Genomic DNA, 18,059 nt, shown 5'->3' with positions numbered 1-18,059 from the left:
AATTAAAAATATAATGCTAAAAAAAATATGAAGGGCTTGAGTATAGAAAAAATGAAAAGTTTAATAATCTTTTTATTTTTTAGCGTGACATTAATTGCACAAGAAGAAACAATTAGAACTGAAGACTTTGATTGGGATGGAGAATTATATCTTATTCATGCAAGTGTAGATGAATACGTAACAATTGAAGGATGTGAAAACGATACAGATAAAAAAAATTGTTTCGACACAAAGTTTAATGAAATATTAAACAAATATCCCTTTAAATGTTCAGATTGCAAAGATGAACTTAAAATAATGATGTCATTAAAAATAAATAAGTATGGAGATTTAAGAATCGGAGGGATTAAGACTAACAACAAAATGTTCAATTCTCAATATTCTAAAAATGGTAAAAAAATAAAAAAAATTGAGAGATTTTTATTAAAAAAAATAAAAATAATAAAACCAGCAAAATTCAAAAATAAAATTGTTTCAGTTCAATGCTTTAAAAAAGTTATTAAAAAATATTGATACAAGTAATTTGTAAAAACTGACTATAGAATAATAGCACACTACTATTGTAAATCTCGTAATACACAGAAAACCAAATAGATGTAAATTAGTTTTACTAGAATAAAAAATGAAACAATGAATCATATAATTGGAAAGTATGATAAAACTGAGAAGGTTAACCAATGATTTAAGAACATAAAATCTATAATTTAATATTATGAAAAAACAATTTATTATACTGTTAATTTTTATTTGCTCAATTAGTGCTAATTCACAGGAAGCACCAGCTTATTTTACAGACGATACTTGTTACTGCATGATGGTGTTAAAAAATAACCATACAGAAAGGCAAAAAACAATGATTAGAACACCAATTTTTGAAGTACCCTGTACCTCGTTTGTCGAGGGGATTAAAGGCGATTTATATAAGCAATTTTTTTTCTTTTTACACCAGAATTATAGGGAGCATTTAGAAATATTTAAAGGTGATGTCACTCAAGGGGCATTAAGACCGATTTACAAGAGAACAAAGGAGGCTGTAGAAAAGGAGTTGGGAAGTATGTATAGTTACAATCAAGAATGGTTTAAAAGAGATTACACTATAATTATGATTGATGATTTTAAGTATGAAAAAGGGAAATACTATATAAACAACTACCCTGGTAATAAACTTTACTTAATATACATGCAAATACATAACTACTTTAATAAAGGTGAAGAAATTAAAGGTTAGAGAATGATATAAGCTATTTTCAGAGAGTCTGAAAACCGTATCTCTGAATTTAATATTAGTGTCATAGAATATAACCTTGTAATTTCTTTTGAGTAGCCTCGATTGTTATATCCCTATGCTTTTCATATCTAATTCTATTTACCCATTGTATTGCTCTTTTTGGCGCATCTACCACATGTAAGGTTAAGCTATCCATAAGGTAGATTTCATCATCTATGGGTAATCTATAACTTATTACTAATTTAAACAATCTATTTTCGGGAATCCACTTTACAAGAATATTCCTAATAAGCTTTCTAATTGTTTTCTGCTTTTCTAAAAATGGTAGTTTTAATGCTAAATGTCCTTTGAAAATAACATCGATTAACTGTTTCATTTGACCAGGGTGTGTGTCTTCAAACGGATAGTCCATGACCGAATGTAATCGATTTGGAAGCTCCTCTAATTCTTTTAAAATATTGGTATCCCCTTGTATTGATTTTAAACTTTCTTCGATATTAGATTTTTCTAGTAATATATTGTTAGCCTTATCATCTAATCTTTTAACTTGCCTTAAATATTTTTCTCTAGTAATAGTGTCATCCGCTAATAAATCTTCTATTCTAATCTGATTAGCTTCTATTTTTTTTAGTTCTGATTCAAGATTATTTATTCTAGCTTGAAGTTCATTTCTTTTATCAGAATTGCTGCCTGATAATGATTTTTTAACAGTGTCATAAAGTTTACCATAAACTAATTGAATTATTATAGCATCCAAGACCCTAATAGGTATATACTTTGAGTTACATCGCTTTTCTTTGTATCTTTTACCAGCGCAGCCATAATAATTTTCAAGCTTGTTAGAACGTCCGTTTAAGGATTGACCACAACCACATTGTAACAATGGTGTTAGTAAATATTTATGTTCAGTGCTTTTACCTCTTAAAGACCCTTTATTTCTGTTAATATAGCTTTTATTAGCCTTTTCCCATTTAACGGGGACTATTATTACAGGAGCATCAAAAAACTCTTTACCCCAACGCCTTTGCCCTTTGTAAATGGGATTTCTTAGAATCTGTAATATTGTTCCATTTGTCCAAATAGAATTTGACTTATTATATACCCTAGTTTCGTTTCTCTCTTTGTGAATAATCTTATTAGTTCCTCCTATTTTATTATATCTTGTTGGTACTTCTTCGTCAATAAGCCTGTTTCTAATTTGTGTAGATGTTTTGCCATCTATAAAATCATCAAATATCTTTTTAATAATTTTGGATTCTTCCTTATCTATCTTTAAATAATTGTTTTCATCTTTAGTATATCCATAGGGTAATACTGCGCCATTTACTTTTCCATCTTTGGCTTTAGACCTTAAAGTATCTTTAATCTTCATTGAAGTTAAATCAACAAAAAACTCATCAGTAGCTGATAAGATATTATGTAAAAGTTTGGCATGTGGGTCGTTCCAATCATACCTCCCTGATTTAAAATATAACTCCATATTCTTTCTTTTGATGATGGCTAAAAATTGTCCTTTAGTTTCATCATTTCTATATAATCTACTAGTATCATAAGCAAATACAGCTTTAATGGGAGAGTCCTTTACACTAATTTGTTGTAACATATCTACCATAACAGGTCTATCTTTTAAATCTAATTTACCCGAACTTGTTTTTTCAATAAATAATAAAGGTTCTAAACCAAGTTCTGCTGCTGTTTCTTTACCTTGTATTTTCTGTTCGTCAATAGAAGTTGAATCCCTATCTTTACTATCCCTTGATTTACGACAGTATATCGCTAGTTTACCCATGATGTAAGCAATTTAATTTAGGTAAAGATAGTAATTATAAAATTGTTGCACACAAACTAAATTACAGCTGGTATGAGTGCCGAAAGTGGTATTAAAACCTTTAGAGATGCTAATGGTTTATGGGAAGGTCACGATGTTATGGAAGTGGCAACACCTGAAGGCTTTAAAGCTAATCCTGCTTTGGTTTTAGATTTTTATAACCAACGTCGTAGGCAACTTTTTGAAGTGGAACCTAATTCTGCACATTATGATTTAGCCAAGCTTGAAAACAATTTTAAAGTTACCATCATAACCCAAAATGTAGATAATTTACATGAACGTGCCGGAAGCAGTAATGTGGTACATTTACATGGTGAGCTTTTAAAAGTAAGAAGTACTGCAGATGAGAGCAATATACAAGAATGGCAAACCGATTTAGTTATAGGAGATACGTGTCAAAAAGGACATCAGTTACGCCCTCATATTGTTTGGTTTGGAGAAGATGTCCCTATGATTGAAAAAGCAGTCTCTATTTGTGAAACTGCAGATGTTTTAATCATCATTGGTACGTCAATGCAAGTGTACCCTGCTGCAGGCTTAATGAATTATGTACCAGAAGATACGCCTACATATTTTATAGATCCTAAACCTACAATAGGTAATAAAAAAAACTTAACAGTTATTGCTGAATCTGCTACTATCGGAGTTGCAAAAATCTTAGAAACATTGCTTAAGTAACGCCCTTTCAAAACCTTATAATCACCTGTATTTCTATTTTTGAAAATATTTTACTACTTTTGAGTAATACTATTCTTTCGCAAAAATTATAGTGTTAATAGTCAAAACACTTTGCTCTAACAGTAGTTTTTTAATTATGAAAATATTATACTGTTTTATACTAATCTTTCTACCTACTTCACTCTTTTCTCAAGTAGGTATTAATACAACAACCCCGTTAGACACTTTGCATGTTAACGGAACTGTAAGAATAGTGAATACGAATTCTTCTATTGCTACCAAACTGATGGGAGCAAATGATAATGGCACAATCAATGAAGTCATAGTTGGCCAAAATTTAGCTCTAACTACTGGTACTCTTAATGCTTTCGGGTCTGCTTCATATGGCATTATTTCATTATCTGTTACAGACGGACCGGTAAATGAAGAGTTTAATGACTATGATTTAGGAGTTAACGGAGTGAATCAAGATAAAACCGTATTTAGGTTAACTGGAAGAACTAACAGTTATAGATTTACAGGCATTGAAGGAGGTACAGACGGAAGACATATAGTACTGCTAAATATACCTGCTGTAAATTTTAGATTAGAAAATGAAAGCACATCTTCTCTTGCTCAAAATAGAATCATAACATTAAGTGGGGGGTTCGAATCAACTTCAGGACAAGGGTCTGCCGAACTTGTTTACGATGGCGCATTACAAAGATGGTTTTTAATAAACCTTAGAAATTAATCCTTTTCAATAACTGTAATAGGCAAATCTTCTGTTCCTGAATAAAACACTACAATCTCAGCAGGTTTAATGCATTATGTATCTTCTAATACACCAATTTATTTTATTGATAAAACCAAGTATTGAAAGTAAAAAGAATTTAACGGTAATAATAGTAACTGCCACAGTTAGAGTTAGAAAGTTTATTGAATTAATAAAAAATAAAATTTAAAAAAGGGAAAAGTCAACTAATACCCCCTTCCCTTAAAATACTTCAATTATTTTCTTTTTTATCCTTTTATTAATTGGAAAGAATCAAAAAGGATGTTTGTGTCTTTAGACACCCACCAGTTACTATCATTTCCTCCTCTATATACCCCAAACATCATACCGTCAATTTCTCTTCCTGCATTCTTTGTAACCCACTTCATATTAGTTTGGTTAATTAGTGTGGTTCCATTAATTTTTATTCGTAAAATACCATTACTATTAGTACCAGTATTCATTTTAACATACATTTCAACACTGTACCATTTATTCTTTACAATGTTATATCTTTTATTAAACTTATTACCACAATTACCCGTCATAGCACTATAGTAAATATATGGATAAAAGTGAGGAGCACTTCCATCAAGAGGTTTCGTCCACATAATTCTGGAAGTCCAACCATCTCCTTTGCTTCTTGCCTGAGAACCAGTACAACCTGAATAAGCAGCACCTCCAGACAAACCTGGTATCTTTCCTCCTAAGCCCCATTCAAAATTGGATGGAAATTTTATTCTATATTTTAAGGTATACGCATTTGTAGATCGTTGTATAGGAATTTTAGCAAATTGTCCGCCATTAGAACCAGTAGAGTTTTTTAATAGTTTTACACTTAACTGCGTACCTGTTGTAATACTTAAACGATTAAGTTCTGTATTGCTAATACTACCTGTATCACCAAAATCACTATTAGCTCTACTTCTTGTGTAAGGACCTGCAGGCCAATTAAAGCCTACCCAACTTTTTCCGTTTGTAAACTTACTTTGTTGGTTCTGATCTGGTTCTTCTTCTAATATTTCTTCTGAAAGAACTTGATCGGTTTCATAATCAATAGAAGATTCTTTTTCGCAAGATGAAAGCACTAGTCCAAATAGCACTAAAACAAATAATTTTAAAGCATTAATTTTCATAATTTTTTAATTTATTTATGATTAATTGATAGCACAATTTCATAAAATAATTAAATAATATTGGGGTACAAATAAGTCTAATCTGAGGCTCAGGTTATTCTCTTCTTCAAGATTTTTACTACTAAAAAAATGAAATCACATTAGCGATTCAAGAAAACAAATACAGTTGGGATGAAGTAAGTTAACTAACTTTTATTCTTTTCAGCAATCCATTTACTCATAAACTTCGTGCTTTGTAATGTATGATGTTGTAACATTTGACCTGTAAAGTTATTTAGGCGATGTATTTTTAATTGTTGGGCTATTTCTTTAATCGTACTTAAAAAAATTTCTTGATGCATTTTTTTATCGAATCGCTTATTTATAATTTCAAATCCATTTTTATGTTTCTCCTCCCAAGTCCTTTGGTCTTTGAATAACTCAATAGCCTTATTAACAAATATTTGAGGGTTATCTTCTACAAATCCATTTGGTTGTAAATTACCAAACATCCCTTCTGCCCCAATTGTTGTTGTAACACATGGTGTTCCATTTTGCATTGCATCAACTAGTTTCCCTTTTAAACCTGCGCCAAATCTAATTGGAGCCAAACAAACTCTCGCTAATTTCATAACTTCATTAACATCTTCAACAAACCCTTTAATCAAAAATCCGTTCTTTTCATTGTGAAGCTGATTAACTTTTTGTGATGCATAAGCCCCATAAATATGTAATTCGGCATTAGGTAATTGCTTTTTAATTAATGGCCAGATAGTTTCTTTTAAATTTAATACTGTATCGTAATTGGGTTCATGTAAAAAATTGCCAATGGTTATAAAATGTTGACGTTCTTCAAAGTTTGGAAACTTTTCAATAGAGTCTTCAGGCAATTCATCTAACATAAAAGGCAAATAATGTAATAAATCACTATCTACTTTAAATTCATTCTTAAGGATTTCCATTTCGGCTTCAGAAATAATCAAACTTAAATCACTTCTGTAAATACTCCCTATTTCTCGTTTTGCTGTATCACTGATTAAATAAGATTTATCAAATTCCTTTCCATCTTTAAAAGCTTGTTGCCTTCCTTTTCGTAAACAGTGTAAATCTTCGGTATCTATAATTCTCAATGTATCAGGACATTGTTCTGCAACACGCCAGCCAAATTGTTCTTCTATCATAAAGCGATCAAATAAAACAATATCTGGGTGTAATGTTTTTATAAAAACATCAAAACTGGTATTATTTAATTCAATAGAAACCTGATCAACTCCTATGGTTTTTAAATCAAACGCATTATCACTTTTAGCACAGGGGCTAGAAAATGTTATTTGGTAATTCTGAGTTTGAAAAAACCGAATTAACTGCATCATTCTACTTCCTGCCGCCGAACTTTTAGGCTCTGGCCAAACAAAACCAATTATTAAGAGTTTTTTTGCCACTAATTCATGAATGTTTCCTTATTAAAATGATGTGATCTCATGACTTGTTTTACAATAACTACTTACTGAATATGCCAACTGATTACCAAATAATAAATCCAGTTTACTTCAAAATTATTCAGGTTTCGGCGCTAAACTATATTTAAAACGTACTTGTTTCGCCCAGTCAATAATAGCAGCTACTTGTTTGTTTGTAAGTTTAGCTTCAGAGTGTGTCCAAGTATACGAATTAAGAGGCATACTTTTATCTTCGACCATTTCTATGAGTTCTTCAAATTTATGGTCTTTTCGCTTTACAGAATTACTCTCCCAATTTGACACATTAAAATGTTTCTTTCCATGTTTTATATGATCTGCCAACCAATAATTCACTGGTGTAATATGGTTATACCAAGGATATCTTGTAACATCACTGTGGCAATCAAAACAGCTTTCCTTCAAAATAATTTTCACATCTTCTGAAGGGTTTGTTTCATTAAAAAAAGCATCTATTGATGCTAGGTCTCCCTCATTCTTTTCTGGCCCAAAAAATTGAGCGATAATAAATACAATTAATAACAACGAGAATATCTTTTTTATTATTTTCATAATAGGTATTTTAGAAATCTAAAAATAGATAAAATTATCTTATGACTTTAGAAGAATTCTATAAAGAATTAAGCTTTGTGAATGCCTCCCGTGAAAATAGAACGAAATATGCCAACATAGTTCTAAACGATATGAGTTTATTTCCAAAACTAATAGATATTCTATTTATGGTTAATGATAAAGTATCAAGTCGTGCAGCCTGGATTTTAGAATTTGTCTGTGCGGAATATATTTATGCTATCGTGCCTCACTTAGAAACGTTTACAAAGAACATTAATAAAATCCGCTTGGATTCATCTGTTCGTCCAGTCTCTAAAGTCTGCGGATTTATTACCGAAGCATACTATTCTAAAAAACCGAATACAATAAAAAGGGCATTAACCCCTAAACATAAAGAACGAATTATTGAGGCTTGTTTTGATTGGATGATTGGCGATCAAAAAGTAGCACCCAAAGTATATGCTATGGAATCGCTATTTCTTTATGGATTAGATCATGATTGGATTCACCCAGAATTAACGCAAATTTTGAAGCAAGATTTCTCAAAACAAAGCGCTGCTTTTAAAGCACGAGCAAAACGTACATTACTTAAAATTAAGAAAAGCAAAGCTTCTTAAAAAATCACAAATCTAATACCAAAAAACGCAAATCAAAAACGTATCTTTGCAACTTCAAAAAACACAAAGAATGTCATTATCATCATTAAATGCCATCTCACCTATTGATGGGAGGTATAGAAGTAAAGTTAACGAATTAGCACCATATTTTTCTGAACAAGCACTTATAAAATATCGTGTTTTAGTGGAAATTGAATATTTTATTGCACTTTGTGAAATTCCACTACCCCAACTTAAAAATATTGATACGACTATTTTTGATGATTTAAGAAAGATTTATAAAGATTTTTCTGAAGATGATGCATTGGCTATCAAGAAAATTGAAAGTATTACAAACCATGATGTTAAAGCAGTTGAATATTTTATAAAAGAAAAATTTGACGTTTTAACTTTATCACAATATAAAGAGTTTATCCATTTTGGATTAACATCACAAGACATTAACAATACAGCTATTCCTTTAAGCATTAAGGAAGCTATGAACGATACATATGTTCCAGAATATTTTAATGTTTTAAATAAATTAAAATCTTTAACAGAAGATTGGGCTTCTATTTCTATGCTTGCCAGAACGCACGGGCAACCAGCTTCACCTACTCGTTTAGGAAAAGAAATTGAAGTTTTCGTTAAGCGTTTAGAAGAACAATTTAATTTATTAAATGATATACCAAGTGCAGCTAAATTTGGTGGTGCGACAGGTAATTTTAATGCGCATCATGTAGCATACCCAGACATAGACTGGAAAGCTTTTGGTTCTAAATTTGTACAAGAAAAACTAGGTTTACAGCATTCTTTTCCAACTACTCAAATTGAGCATTACGATCACATGGCTGCGTTGTTTGATACTTTAAAACGTATAAACACTATTTTAATTGACTTAGATCGGGATATTTGGACCTATGTTTCAATGGATTATTTCAAGCAAAAAATTAAGGCAGGAGAAGTTGGTAGTTCTGCAATGCCACATAAAGTAAATCCTATTGATTTTGAAAATAGTGAGGGTAATTTAGGTATTGCCAATGCTGTTTTTGAACATTTATCAGCGAAGCTTCCTATTTCCAGATTACAACGCGATTTAACAGACAGCACGGTTTTACGTAATGTTGGGGTTCCTTTTGCTCATACGCTTATTGGTTTTAAATCTACTTTAAAAGGTCTTGATAAATTGCTTTTAAATAAGGCTAAGTTTGCTGAAGATTTAGAAAATAATTGGGCTGTGGTTGCAGAAGCTATTCAAACCATTCTTCGTCGTGAAGCTTATCCAAATCCATACGAAGCTTTAAAGGGCTTAACGAGAACTAACACCAAGATTAATCAAGATTCTATTTCTAATTTCATTGATACTTTAGAGGTTTCAGATACAATAAAAGAAGAATTAAAACGTATTACACCTAGTAATTATACAGGAATTTAAATTATGAGTATGCTAACCGATAAACAATCTCTATTACTCTGTGGTCTTATGGTTGGTGGTCTTTTGGTTGCTGGTATATTAGATGTCTTAAAAAATTTTATTGTTTTAACCATTCTTACAATCATATTTTTAATGATTGTTATTAATTTATTTTATTCAAAATTGAATCCGAAAGAAGAACTGGAAAATCAAAATAAAGAAGAGGCTGTTTAAAAAGTGCTATTTTTTTATCATTCAGAATGATACTTTTTAGACAACCTCTTTTTGTTTTCTCGTATTTACGAGAGTGAAAATCTTTAAAAGGAATCAAAATCCCGAGACAAATCCCAAAGATTTTTTTTAATTAACATGACTATAATTTATTTAAAGAAGTTCATAATATCTTGTAGTTGACTTTCATCAACCTTTGCTTTTTGTAATGCAACAAACAGAGTCGACATTTTATCAGGACTCATATCATCACCTAGGATGCGAATAATACCAAAACCTAGCTCTTTCGCACTTCCAAAAACAATAACTTCATCAGCTTCATCATCAGTACCAATATACTTTACAATAACTTTTCTTCCTTTATCACTAAACTCCATAAGATCGTTATACTTAGAGTCACTTAAAATAGCTTTCACTTTTTTTATTTCTGCTTTTAAAGTCAAGTCATTATTTCCATTGGCTTTATAACCTAAGAAGTTTAATTTACTTACAGAGTTATATGCCTCATTTTGTTCTTCTGTAAAATTAGATTTATCCAATTTCACCATTGATAAAGGGAAGTCTTGTGAAATAAAATTTGATGCTTCCTGATTGTCTACAAAATAACTTTGCAAGCTTCCGCTACTAGCACAGCTTACCAAAAGAACTGCAGCAAATAAAATGTAAAATGTATATTTGATTGTTCGTTTCATCTGTTTATTTATTATATATGATTGATTTTCCAGATGTAATTTAACTACCTAAGATCTTAGTAAATATGAGATCTTAGGTAGGTGAATTACATGATTGATGATTGTTCTTTATTTCTTTTTTTCTAAATGTTTACCTCCTGGTATATTCATTTTATCTGTAAGCTTAGAGATTTCATTTAAATCTATATCTCCTGTAAGTGATACTACAACCGTTTCAATTTTTCTGTTTTCTCCGTTAATCTCAACGCCTTTTCCTTTCATAGCTTTATCTATGCCGTTTACGAAGATTAAAAGTTCTTTTACATGGTCTGCATCTTTACCTTCTTTAACATAAAATTTCACTTCGGTTCCATCATCCTTAACCTCCATTAATTCTTCTAAAGAACTTGAGCGAGACCTAACCCATTTTTGAATATCTGCAGATATTTCTTTTTTATCTGTTACTATAGTTTTAAAACTAGTAATACTTTTTATCATATCCATAAACGCTTTAGCTTCTGGATCGCTTGTATCAATACCTGCTTTTGCAATCATTTGAAACATTTTAGGCTTAATGGACACATAAGTCACATTAGAGTTATCGCTATACTTATCAAAAATATTTTGTGCCATCCCTACTATTGGTAATAGCATTAATGCCAGTATAAATACAATTGCTTTCTTATTCATTTTTTCTTTTTTTAAATTTATTATTGTTTTCATTTTTTTCGTTTTTAATTTTTAAAAATTATACTTGTGGTGTTTTCAATTTCATTAAGGTAATCAAGTGTAGCTGTACCTTTTTTTACTTCACTTAGGTAATTTACAGTAGACGTTCCCTTATTAAAATGACTTGAAATCATAGCTAGCGACTTTGTTACCTCGTCAAGAGCTTTTTCAGGTTTATTAAAAGTCCCGTATGCGTATTCTTCATACGAAGCAACTATTGGTTCTTTTAAATAAAACCCTAACATAAGAACAGCTACTGCAGCGACAGAAATCCATTTGTAATTAAAAGTACGTGTAGTTTTTAATGGTAAGTCCTTAGTAAATTGTTCTTGTTGGTTTCCCAAAAAATACGTAAACATGGGTTTATACATTTCTAAATGTGGCTCTAAAGTTTCTTGCGAAAAATAGTGTTTTAACTGCTGCTCTTCTTTTAGTGTTGTTTCACCGTTCTCGTATTTTTCGAGTAAGTCTTCTATATTATTTAATACCATAATTATGTGTATTAGTTAATTTTTCTCTTATTGTTTTTCTTGCTCTCGATAAGTTTACGCGTACTGCTGTATTATTCATATCCAGCATTTTTGCAATCTCATCAAAATCGTATTCTTCTATATCTCGTAATTGAATAATCATTCTTTGCTGTTCGGGCAATTCCTCAATAATTTTTGAAACCCAATCTACACTATCATTTAATTCAACTTGTTTTTGTAACGGCGTATTTCCATCTTCATAATTACTATGTACAATTTTTAAATTCTGAGCTTGCTTAGATTTTAATTTATCAAAACAAAAATTCTTAGTCATTGTCATAGAAAAAGCCTCAACATTTTTATACTCATGCATCTTCTTTTTATTGTTCCATAGCTTCAACAAAACCTCTTGGGTGGCATCTTCGGCTTCCTCTGTAGACACTAGCAATCGTTTTGCTAAACGAAAGACTTTATCTTTAAAAGGCATTACAATATTTAAAAACTCTACTTGAGTCATTGATGGTTTGGTTTAGTTAGCTCCTTTGTCTTTAATACATTTCCCAAAAAAGGGGAAGTTGCTCTATTTCTGCTATTTGATATTACGACGACTTACTTTCTTTTTTGTTACAAAATATTTTTAATTACATAATAATGTAAGTAAATTTAGGGTTTTAAAGACTAAACGTTTATAAAAAAAACCGCAATGAAATATTTTAAAGCCCTAATTCTAATACTTACGCTTGCCTTTTTAACAATAAGTTGTTTTGAAGATGACGATGACACCCCTATTTCTACAAGTGACATAAATGATTTTGTTTGGAAAGGGATGAACACTTTTTATCTTTATAAAGAGAATACGCCAGATCTTGCTAATAACAGATTTTCTAGTGATAATGATTATAATAGTTATTTGAATAGTTTTTCTAAACCTGAAAATCTATTTGAAAGTTTAATATATCAAAGACAAACCGTAGATAGGTTTAGTTGGATTGTTGATGACTATATTGCTTTGGAGCAATTTTTTAGCGGTATATCAACCAGTAATGGTATGGAGTATAAAACGTTTCGATTTTCCTCAACAGACACTAATATTTATGGATATGTAACCTACGTTCTACCTAATACTGATGCGGCTGCAAAAGGTGTAACGCGAGGTGATATTTTTTATGGAATTAATGGCACACAACTTACGACTACTAATTATAGATCTCTTTTAGACCAGAACAACTATATTGTTAATCTAGGAAATTACAATGATAATAACACTCCCGATAACATAAACGACGATTCTATAACCGAAAGTTCTCAAAGTGTTTCGTTATCAAAATCTCAATATACAGAAAACCCGATTTTTATTAACAACGTATTAGATGTTGCTGGAACAAAAGTTGCTTATTTAATGTATAACGGCTTTACAGGAACCGAACAATTTAACGCCGAATTAAATGATACTTTTGGTGTATTTAAAAATGCTAATGCAACAGAGCTAGTTCTTGATTTACGTTATAACCCTGGCGGATCTGTCTATACAGCTATTATGTTATCCAGTTTAATTACTGGACAATTTAATGGAGATGTTTTTAGTACCGAACAATGGAATGATGAATTACAACAAGCTTTTGAAAGTGAAGACCCAGAGGCACTGATCAATCGGTTTATAAATAATAATGAAGGTACACCTTTAAATAGCTTAAATCTTAATAAGGTTTACATATTAACCAGTCGTAGCAGTGCTTCTGCCAGCGAACTGGTTATTAATTCTTTAGACCCTTATATTGATGTCGTACAAATTGGAACAACAACATCTGGCAAATATCAAGCATCAACAACATTATATGATTCTCCTAACTTTAGACGTAATGGAGCTAACCCAAGTCATACATATGCCATGCAACCATTAATATTTAAATCTTTAAATATTGATGGTGTAACCGATTATTTTGATGGTCTTTCACCAGAAACGGGGAATGTCTTACCGGAAGACATAAATAATTTGGGTGTTTTAGGTAATATTAGTGAACCACTCCTTGCTGCTGCAATAGCTAAAATAACTGGTACTGGACGTTCAATCAATAAAAAAACTAGGTCTGTTGATTTCTTAGAGGACAGTAAAGATTTACTTCCATTTGCAAAAAACATGTACACAGACAAAAAACTTCCTGCAGGACTATAATTTGAATAAAACAAAAACCTATTTTAATTGGAGCTCTGGAAAAGACTCTGCATTGGCACTTTATCATTTATTGCAAGATGACCGCTATTCTGTTGAAGAACTAATTACTACTATAAATAGTCATTATAATCGAGTGTCTATGCATGGGCTTAGAAAAGAATTATTACTAGCACAAACCAATGCTTTAAATATAAAATCAAGTCTTATTGAATTGCCCGAAATGCCTAATATGGAGATCTATGAGCAAAAAATGACAGATATTGTTACGCGATTAAAAGATGATGGTTTTACACACAGTGCCTTTGGTGATATTTTTCTTGAAGATTTAAAAACTTATCGTGAAAACCAATTAGCAGAAATAGGTTTAAAGGCTGTATTTCCTATTTGGAAACGAAATACCAAAGAACTCATTCATGAATTTTTAGATTTAGGCTTTAAAACGATTATTGTTTGTGCGAATTCTAAATATTTTAGCGAAGATTTTGTGGGTACAGTTATAGACAAACATTTTATTGATAACTTACCAGAAGGCGTAGATCCGTGTGGGGAAAATGGTGAATTTCATACCTTTTGTTTTGATGGCCCTATCTTCAATAAAGCCATTGAGTTTACTATAGGTGAAAAAGTATATCGGGAATATAACACTCCAAAAACAGATGACTCCATCTGTAAATCTGATAAATATGGTGTGTGGTATTGTGATTTAATTTCAAAAAGTTCCTAGTTATTTTATAATTAGGTTTCCATTAAAATTATCATTCCCGTGCCTGTGTTGAACTTCTTTTTGTAAAAACAGAAACTTAAATAAAAAATGCCGCTAAAAAGCAGCATTTAATAAAGTAGATATGAATTTAAGGTAGATAAATCCCTTAATTAAAATAAATTTTAGAAGCTCCTAAAGCCACAGATTTTGTATCTATCTTATTTTTAGTTATTAAATCATAAATGTTCAGTTCACTTAAATCTGTAAAACTGGCATCTAATAAATATATTTTATCGTTCTCCACTTCCATTCCATATAAATACCCTTGAGACTCTACAATTGGTGTAGAAGATAATGCAGAGGCATCTTCTGCAATTGAATATACCTTTCCTCCTAATTCATAGTACAGTGTAGCATTGTCTAATACCATTAATGAGGGGTGTTCACCATCTGCAAAATTTAGTTCTGTAGATACTGTCAATGAGCTTGTATTAATTGTTGAAATACTTCCTAAAGTATTACCTGTAACATTCCAATTTGCATCGTATAATGTTCTTCCTTCAGATAAAACAACTAAGTTTCCAGAACTATTAAAAAGTAATTCATCTGGCTTATCTTTTACGGTAACCTCTTGTACGTTTTCAGATGCAATATCTATTACAGAAATAACATTATTATTTGTAAACCCTCCTTTATGAGACACATATAATTTGCCATCTTTGGCAACAATTCTCTCAGGACCATTCCCTACTGATATCGTATTATCTACCGAAAAAGTGTTTAAATCTACAATAGCAATAAAATCGTCTGTTTCATCTGATGTTGATCCCCAATTGGTCACATAACCTTTGTTACCAACAATCGCCATATATCTTGGAGTTTCTAACCCTGTTGTAATAGTAGCATCATCTTCAAAAGTATACCTATCTACAACAGTAATTGTATTAGCATTGTCTACAACAATAAAAGCTCTATCATTATCAAAAGTTATAGATTGCAAATAAAGACCTAATTCGGTAGCATTTACTTTTTTATAAATAAGGTTTTCGGTTGTCGTTAAATCATTTGAAATAAAAGATACAGAGCCTGTTCCTGCTCCACTTCCTTCTCCTATAATTAAAACACCATTTTCATAATCTCCCTTTGGCTGTTGCGGAGAATCATCATCACTACAAGATGCTAAAAATAATGCACTTAAAATAAAGGCTTTAGATATTAATTTACTGATTTTCATTGATTAGAATTTATAGTTTATATTAAATTTTAAATTTCTGTTAGGCATAGGTCTTCTTGGCTGTACTTCATAATATTTATTAAATACATTATTGACTTTAAGACCTATTGTTAATTGCTTTTGTTGAAGGTTTATAAGTTTATATTCCAATCCTGTATTAGCCACAAAGTAATGTGGTATCACAAAATCGTTAGAATTACTTTCTGTGGTATACACTTTTCCATTAAGCAACTGCTGATAAAAAAAACTAAATCGTTTATGAGTATATACCAGATTACTGTTAAATAAATGCTTAGGCACAAAAATTAGCTGGTTATCTGTAGCTTTATCAGTTGCTATAATATAACTATAGTTCATATTAAGCTTTATAGCATGTTCATTAAAAGTTTTATTAAATGTTAAAGACACTTCTAAACCTTTATTATTTACTTCTGATAGATTTATTGGCACCCAAATACCAGGTCTGTCAGGATCTCCTCCAGGTGTCCAAACTATCTTATCTTTAGCGTTTATGTAGAATATTCCTATATCTATTAAAAATTGATTGTTTTTATAACCAATTCCAAATTCTCCTTGTACAGCTGTTTCGGGTATTAAATCCAAATTTCCTTGTCCCGGCCAAAACAAATCATTGTAAGTGGGTACTCGATAATTTTTAGAGCCATTAGCTCTAAAAAACAAGTTCCTGAATGGTTTTACTTTTACTCCTAAAGCATAAGTAAATGGAACATCATAATCCGAATTAAAATCTTTTCTAAGCTTAGTATTAAAAGACACTGAGCTATTGATATTTTGATTATAAATAATAGATTGAGAAAATTGTCTTCGGTTTCTCTCTGAGATTTGATCTGTTTTCCCAAAAACAGATTCATACTCCGAATGAGACGTTACAATTGCTTTTAACTTTGGAAAACTATAAGAAATATCATAATTAACAAGGTAACGTTTAGACTTCCCAAAGTTAAATGTGCTTGAAGTTTTATCTTCAAAATATCGGTATTCCTGAGTTAAAAAAGCAAGTTTAGCTTCATGGCTTAACCTTGATTTTTCATGTGTATAAATCAATAAGTTTCTATGACTAAAATCCTGATACTTATCATTTGCCGCTAATGGGTTTGGTAATTCACCGGAAAAGAACCTCTCACCTAAATAATTAGCACTGTAAAATTTTAATTTAGAAAAATTTGTTAGCAAATACGCAGCACTTACATTGAATCCAAAGTTTTCGTAAGCACCATTTGTATTTTTAAAATCTGTATTTAAAAATTTATAATCGTTTTCAGATTGATTATAAGAAACACCAGCGTTGATAGCTAGTTTAGAATTTGAGAATTTAAATTTATATAAACCTCTGTAAGTTTCAAAACTACCAAGAGAAGCAACTAATTGATTTTTAATTTGCTTAGTGTTTGTAAATTGTAAATAATCATTTAAGTGTATCGTACCTCCAACAGCTCCAGATCCATATTCTAAACTTCCTCCTCCACTTCTTATGTCTATAGCATCAAATAAACTTACTGTTAATGAGTTAAATCCTGTTTGACCGTTATTAATGGAATTAATATTAATGCCGTTCCAAATCACAGCAGTGTTAGATGAACTAGTACCTCTAAAACTAGCAGAACTGGTTCCTCCCGCCCCATATTCTCTTAAATACAAAGGGGAGTTAAAACGTAATAGCGATGTGAAAGACTCTGTATTTCTAACTATTACAGAATCATTTAAGGTAGTAACTTTATAACCTACCGAATATTTTTTCAATTTTTTATCAGCCTGTATAACTACCTCCTCTAAACGATTTAGTAAACTATCGTTTTGGGCGATGCCTTTAAAACAAACTATGCAAAATATCGATACAGTTAGAATTTTCCTCATAATTAACTTTTATCCCGAAAGCTTAATTTATTTTGTTTTGAAAATGGCAGGTCTCCTGACTTGTTTTTATGTTATTTCACCTTCCCAGCGCAAAGCCAGTGGTTTTGAAGTTAATAACATCCTCCATTGAGGTGCCGAAATAAATTCGGCATAAACTTACAGTTGCGGGAACAGTCCAGGAATTAATGAATAATCATTGCACCTGATTCCCTTTTAATCCATTCAATTTAAAACTGAATAGAACCAAAATTCGCTGCAAATATACTAATCCATTTTAGAATTAAGAGTACACTTCTCACTTTATTCATATAAAATATTTAATCTTTGCAA

At 30.8% G+C, this 18,059-nt stretch carries 19 protein-coding genes and 1 riboswitch; of the genes, 9 read left to right on the top strand and 10 right to left on the bottom strand.

Going from position 1 to position 18,059, the window contains the following annotated elements:
• The first annotated feature begins 84 nt into the window (after positions 1-84).
• Both EM932_RS09970 and EM932_RS09965 read left to right on the top strand, forming a co-directional pair.
• The gene (locus tag EM932_RS09970; protein WP_211344277.1) at positions 85-513 is read left to right on the top strand and encodes a hypothetical protein; all 429 of its coding nucleotides are present in this window, start codon (positions 85-87) and stop codon (positions 511-513) included.
• Positions 514-712: 199 nt separating this feature from the next.
• Entirely contained in the window at positions 713-1,228 is a 516-nt protein-coding gene (locus EM932_RS09965) for a hypothetical protein (RefSeq protein ID WP_135877036.1), read from the top strand.
• A 61-nt stretch (positions 1,229-1,289) separates the two neighbouring features.
• Here EM932_RS09965 and EM932_RS09960 read toward each other — a convergent pair whose 3' ends face one another.
• Positions 1,290-3,017, bottom strand: coding sequence for a recombinase family protein (locus tag EM932_RS09960; protein ID WP_135877035.1), 1,728 nt, complete (start codon positions 3,015-3,017; stop codon positions 1,290-1,292).
• A gap of 72 nt (positions 3,018-3,089) precedes the next feature.
• Between EM932_RS09960 and EM932_RS09955 the strand changes: the two genes are divergently transcribed.
• Complete coding sequence (locus tag EM932_RS09955) at positions 3,090-3,734, top strand: SIR2 family NAD-dependent protein deacylase (protein WP_135877034.1); 645 nt, start codon at positions 3,090-3,092, stop codon at positions 3,732-3,734.
• Between the two features lie 136 nt (positions 3,735-3,870).
• Positions 3,871-4,467 carry a hypothetical protein gene (locus EM932_RS09950; RefSeq protein ID WP_135877033.1) on the top strand — a complete coding sequence of 199 codons (597 nt, stop codon included), beginning with the start codon at positions 3,871-3,873 and terminating at the stop codon, positions 4,465-4,467.
• A gap of 269 nt (positions 4,468-4,736) precedes the next feature.
• Here the strand turns inward: EM932_RS09950 and EM932_RS09945 are convergent, their stop codons facing one another.
• The 3 genes from EM932_RS09945 to EM932_RS09935 all read right to left on the bottom strand — a co-directional run bounded on the left by EM932_RS09945 (position 4,737) and on the right by EM932_RS09935 (position 7,633).
• On the bottom strand, positions 4,737-5,624 hold the full coding sequence (locus EM932_RS09945; protein WP_135877032.1) for a polysaccharide lyase: 888 nt from the start codon (positions 5,622-5,624) through the stop codon (positions 4,737-4,739).
• Positions 5,625-5,809: 185 nt separating this feature from the next.
• Positions 5,810-7,045, bottom strand: coding sequence for a glycosyltransferase (locus EM932_RS09940; RefSeq protein ID WP_246041011.1), 1,236 nt, complete (start codon positions 7,043-7,045; stop codon positions 5,810-5,812).
• 114 nt (positions 7,046-7,159) lie between these two features.
• Positions 7,160-7,633: a heme-binding domain-containing protein gene (locus tag EM932_RS09935; protein ID WP_135877031.1), complete on the bottom strand. Its 474-nt coding sequence runs from the start codon at positions 7,631-7,633 to the stop codon at positions 7,160-7,162.
• 41 nt (positions 7,634-7,674) lie between these two features.
• On the opposite strand from EM932_RS09935, the gene EM932_RS09930 reads away from it, so the two are divergent.
• The 3 genes from EM932_RS09930 (at position 7,675) to EM932_RS09920 (ending at position 9,877) form a co-directional block, all read left to right on the top strand.
• Positions 7,675-8,250 carry an adenylosuccinate lyase gene (locus EM932_RS09930; protein WP_135877030.1) on the top strand — a complete coding sequence of 192 codons (576 nt, stop codon included), beginning with the start codon at positions 7,675-7,677 and terminating at the stop codon, positions 8,248-8,250.
• 70 nt (positions 8,251-8,320) lie between these two features.
• The gene (gene purB / locus EM932_RS09925; protein WP_135877029.1) at positions 8,321-9,664 is read left to right on the top strand and encodes an adenylosuccinate lyase; all 1,344 of its coding nucleotides are present in this window, start codon (positions 8,321-8,323) and stop codon (positions 9,662-9,664) included.
• Positions 9,665-9,667: 3 nt separating this feature from the next.
• On the top strand, positions 9,668-9,877 hold the full coding sequence (locus EM932_RS09920; protein WP_145988297.1) for a hypothetical protein: 210 nt from the start codon (positions 9,668-9,670) through the stop codon (positions 9,875-9,877).
• A gap of 146 nt (positions 9,878-10,023) precedes the next feature.
• Here the strand turns inward: EM932_RS09920 and EM932_RS09915 are convergent, their stop codons facing one another.
• The 4 genes from EM932_RS09915 to EM932_RS09900 form a co-directional block, all read right to left on the bottom strand.
• The gene (locus tag EM932_RS09915; RefSeq protein WP_135877027.1) at positions 10,024-10,566 is read right to left on the bottom strand and encodes a DUF4252 domain-containing protein; all 543 of its coding nucleotides are present in this window, start codon (positions 10,564-10,566) and stop codon (positions 10,024-10,026) included.
• A gap of 108 nt (positions 10,567-10,674) precedes the next feature.
• Complete coding sequence (locus EM932_RS09910; RefSeq protein ID WP_246041009.1) at positions 10,675-11,268, bottom strand: DUF4252 domain-containing protein; 594 nt, start codon at positions 11,266-11,268, stop codon at positions 10,675-10,677.
• Between the two features lie 11 nt (positions 11,269-11,279).
• Positions 11,280-11,765 (bottom strand): hypothetical protein, encoded by a 486-nt coding sequence (locus EM932_RS09905; RefSeq protein ID WP_135877026.1) that lies wholly within the window; start codon positions 11,763-11,765, stop codon positions 11,280-11,282.
• Positions 11,752-12,261 carry an RNA polymerase sigma factor gene (locus EM932_RS09900; RefSeq protein ID WP_135877025.1) on the bottom strand — a complete coding sequence of 170 codons (510 nt, stop codon included), beginning with the start codon at positions 12,259-12,261 and terminating at the stop codon, positions 11,752-11,754. Before EM932_RS09900 ends, EM932_RS09905 begins: the two co-directional genes overlap by 14 nt.
• 186 nt (positions 12,262-12,447) lie before the next feature.
• On the opposite strand from EM932_RS09900, the gene EM932_RS09895 reads away from it, so the two are divergent.
• Both EM932_RS09895 and EM932_RS09890 read left to right on the top strand, forming a co-directional pair.
• Positions 12,448-13,917: a S41 family peptidase gene (locus EM932_RS09895; protein WP_135877024.1), complete on the top strand. Its 1,470-nt coding sequence runs from the start codon at positions 12,448-12,450 to the stop codon at positions 13,915-13,917.
• 1 nt (position 13,918) lies between these two features.
• Positions 13,919-14,641, top strand: coding sequence for a Dph6-related ATP pyrophosphatase (locus tag EM932_RS09890; protein WP_135877023.1), 723 nt, complete (start codon positions 13,919-13,921; stop codon positions 14,639-14,641).
• A 145-nt stretch (positions 14,642-14,786) separates the two neighbouring features.
• Here the strand turns inward: EM932_RS09890 and EM932_RS09885 are convergent, their stop codons facing one another.
• Positions 14,787-15,854 (bottom strand): YncE family protein, encoded by a 1,068-nt coding sequence (locus EM932_RS09885; protein WP_135877022.1) that lies wholly within the window; start codon positions 15,852-15,854, stop codon positions 14,787-14,789.
• Positions 15,855-15,857: 3 nt separating this feature from the next.
• Positions 15,858-17,729, bottom strand: coding sequence for a TonB-dependent receptor domain-containing protein (locus tag EM932_RS09880; RefSeq protein WP_135877021.1), 1,872 nt, complete (start codon positions 17,727-17,729; stop codon positions 15,858-15,860).
• 28 nt (positions 17,730-17,757) lie between these two features.
• Positions 17,758-17,992: riboswitch (cobalamin riboswitch) on the bottom strand.
• Positions 17,993-18,059 lie beyond the last annotated feature (67 nt).

The sequence above is a fragment of the Flavivirga rizhaonensis genome (assembly GCF_004791695.1).
In the GTDB taxonomy this organism is placed as follows: domain Bacteria; phylum Bacteroidota; class Bacteroidia; order Flavobacteriales; family Flavobacteriaceae; genus Flavivirga; species Flavivirga rizhaonensis.
The sequence above is the reverse complement of the archived record's forward strand: the minus strand, read 5'-3'. Positions and strand labels throughout refer to the sequence as shown.

Bases quoted from the DNA above. Each gene is read 5' to 3' on its own strand.
- EM932_RS09965 (WP_135877036.1), top strand. From the start codon at position 713: ATGAAAAAACAATTTATTATACTGTTAATTTTTATTTGCTCAATTAGT.
- EM932_RS09960 (WP_135877035.1), bottom strand. From the start codon at position 3,017: ATGGGTAAACTAGCGATATACTGTCGTAAATCAAGGGATAGTAAAGAT.
- EM932_RS09955 (WP_135877034.1), top strand. From the start codon at position 3,090: ATGAGTGCCGAAAGTGGTATTAAAACCTTTAGAGATGCTAATGGTTTA.
- EM932_RS09950 (WP_135877033.1), top strand. From the start codon at position 3,871: ATGAAAATATTATACTGTTTTATACTAATCTTTCTACCTACTTCACTC.
- EM932_RS09945 (WP_135877032.1), bottom strand. From the start codon at position 5,624: ATGAAAATTAATGCTTTAAAATTATTTGTTTTAGTGCTATTTGGACTA.
- EM932_RS09935 (WP_135877031.1), bottom strand. From the start codon at position 7,633: ATGAAAATAATAAAAAAGATATTCTCGTTGTTATTAATTGTATTTATT.
- EM932_RS09930 (WP_135877030.1), top strand. From the start codon at position 7,675: ATGACTTTAGAAGAATTCTATAAAGAATTAAGCTTTGTGAATGCCTCC.
- purB (WP_135877029.1), top strand. From the start codon at position 8,321: ATGTCATTATCATCATTAAATGCCATCTCACCTATTGATGGGAGGTAT.
- EM932_RS09920 (WP_145988297.1), top strand. From the start codon at position 9,668: ATGAGTATGCTAACCGATAAACAATCTCTATTACTCTGTGGTCTTATG.
- EM932_RS09915 (WP_135877027.1), bottom strand. From the start codon at position 10,566: ATGAAACGAACAATCAAATATACATTTTACATTTTATTTGCTGCAGTT.
- EM932_RS09910 (WP_246041009.1), bottom strand. From the start codon at position 11,268: ATGAAAACAATAATAAATTTAAAAAAAGAAAAAATGAATAAGAAAGCA.
- EM932_RS09905 (WP_135877026.1), bottom strand. From the start codon at position 11,765: ATGGTATTAAATAATATAGAAGACTTACTCGAAAAATACGAGAACGGT.
- EM932_RS09900 (WP_135877025.1), bottom strand. From the start codon at position 12,261: ATGACTCAAGTAGAGTTTTTAAATATTGTAATGCCTTTTAAAGATAAA.
- EM932_RS09895 (WP_135877024.1), top strand. From the start codon at position 12,448: ATGAAATATTTTAAAGCCCTAATTCTAATACTTACGCTTGCCTTTTTA.
- EM932_RS09885 (WP_135877022.1), bottom strand. From the start codon at position 15,854: ATGAAAATCAGTAAATTAATATCTAAAGCCTTTATTTTAAGTGCATTA.
- EM932_RS09880 (WP_135877021.1), bottom strand. From the start codon at position 17,729: ATGAGGAAAATTCTAACTGTATCGATATTTTGCATAGTTTGTTTTAAA.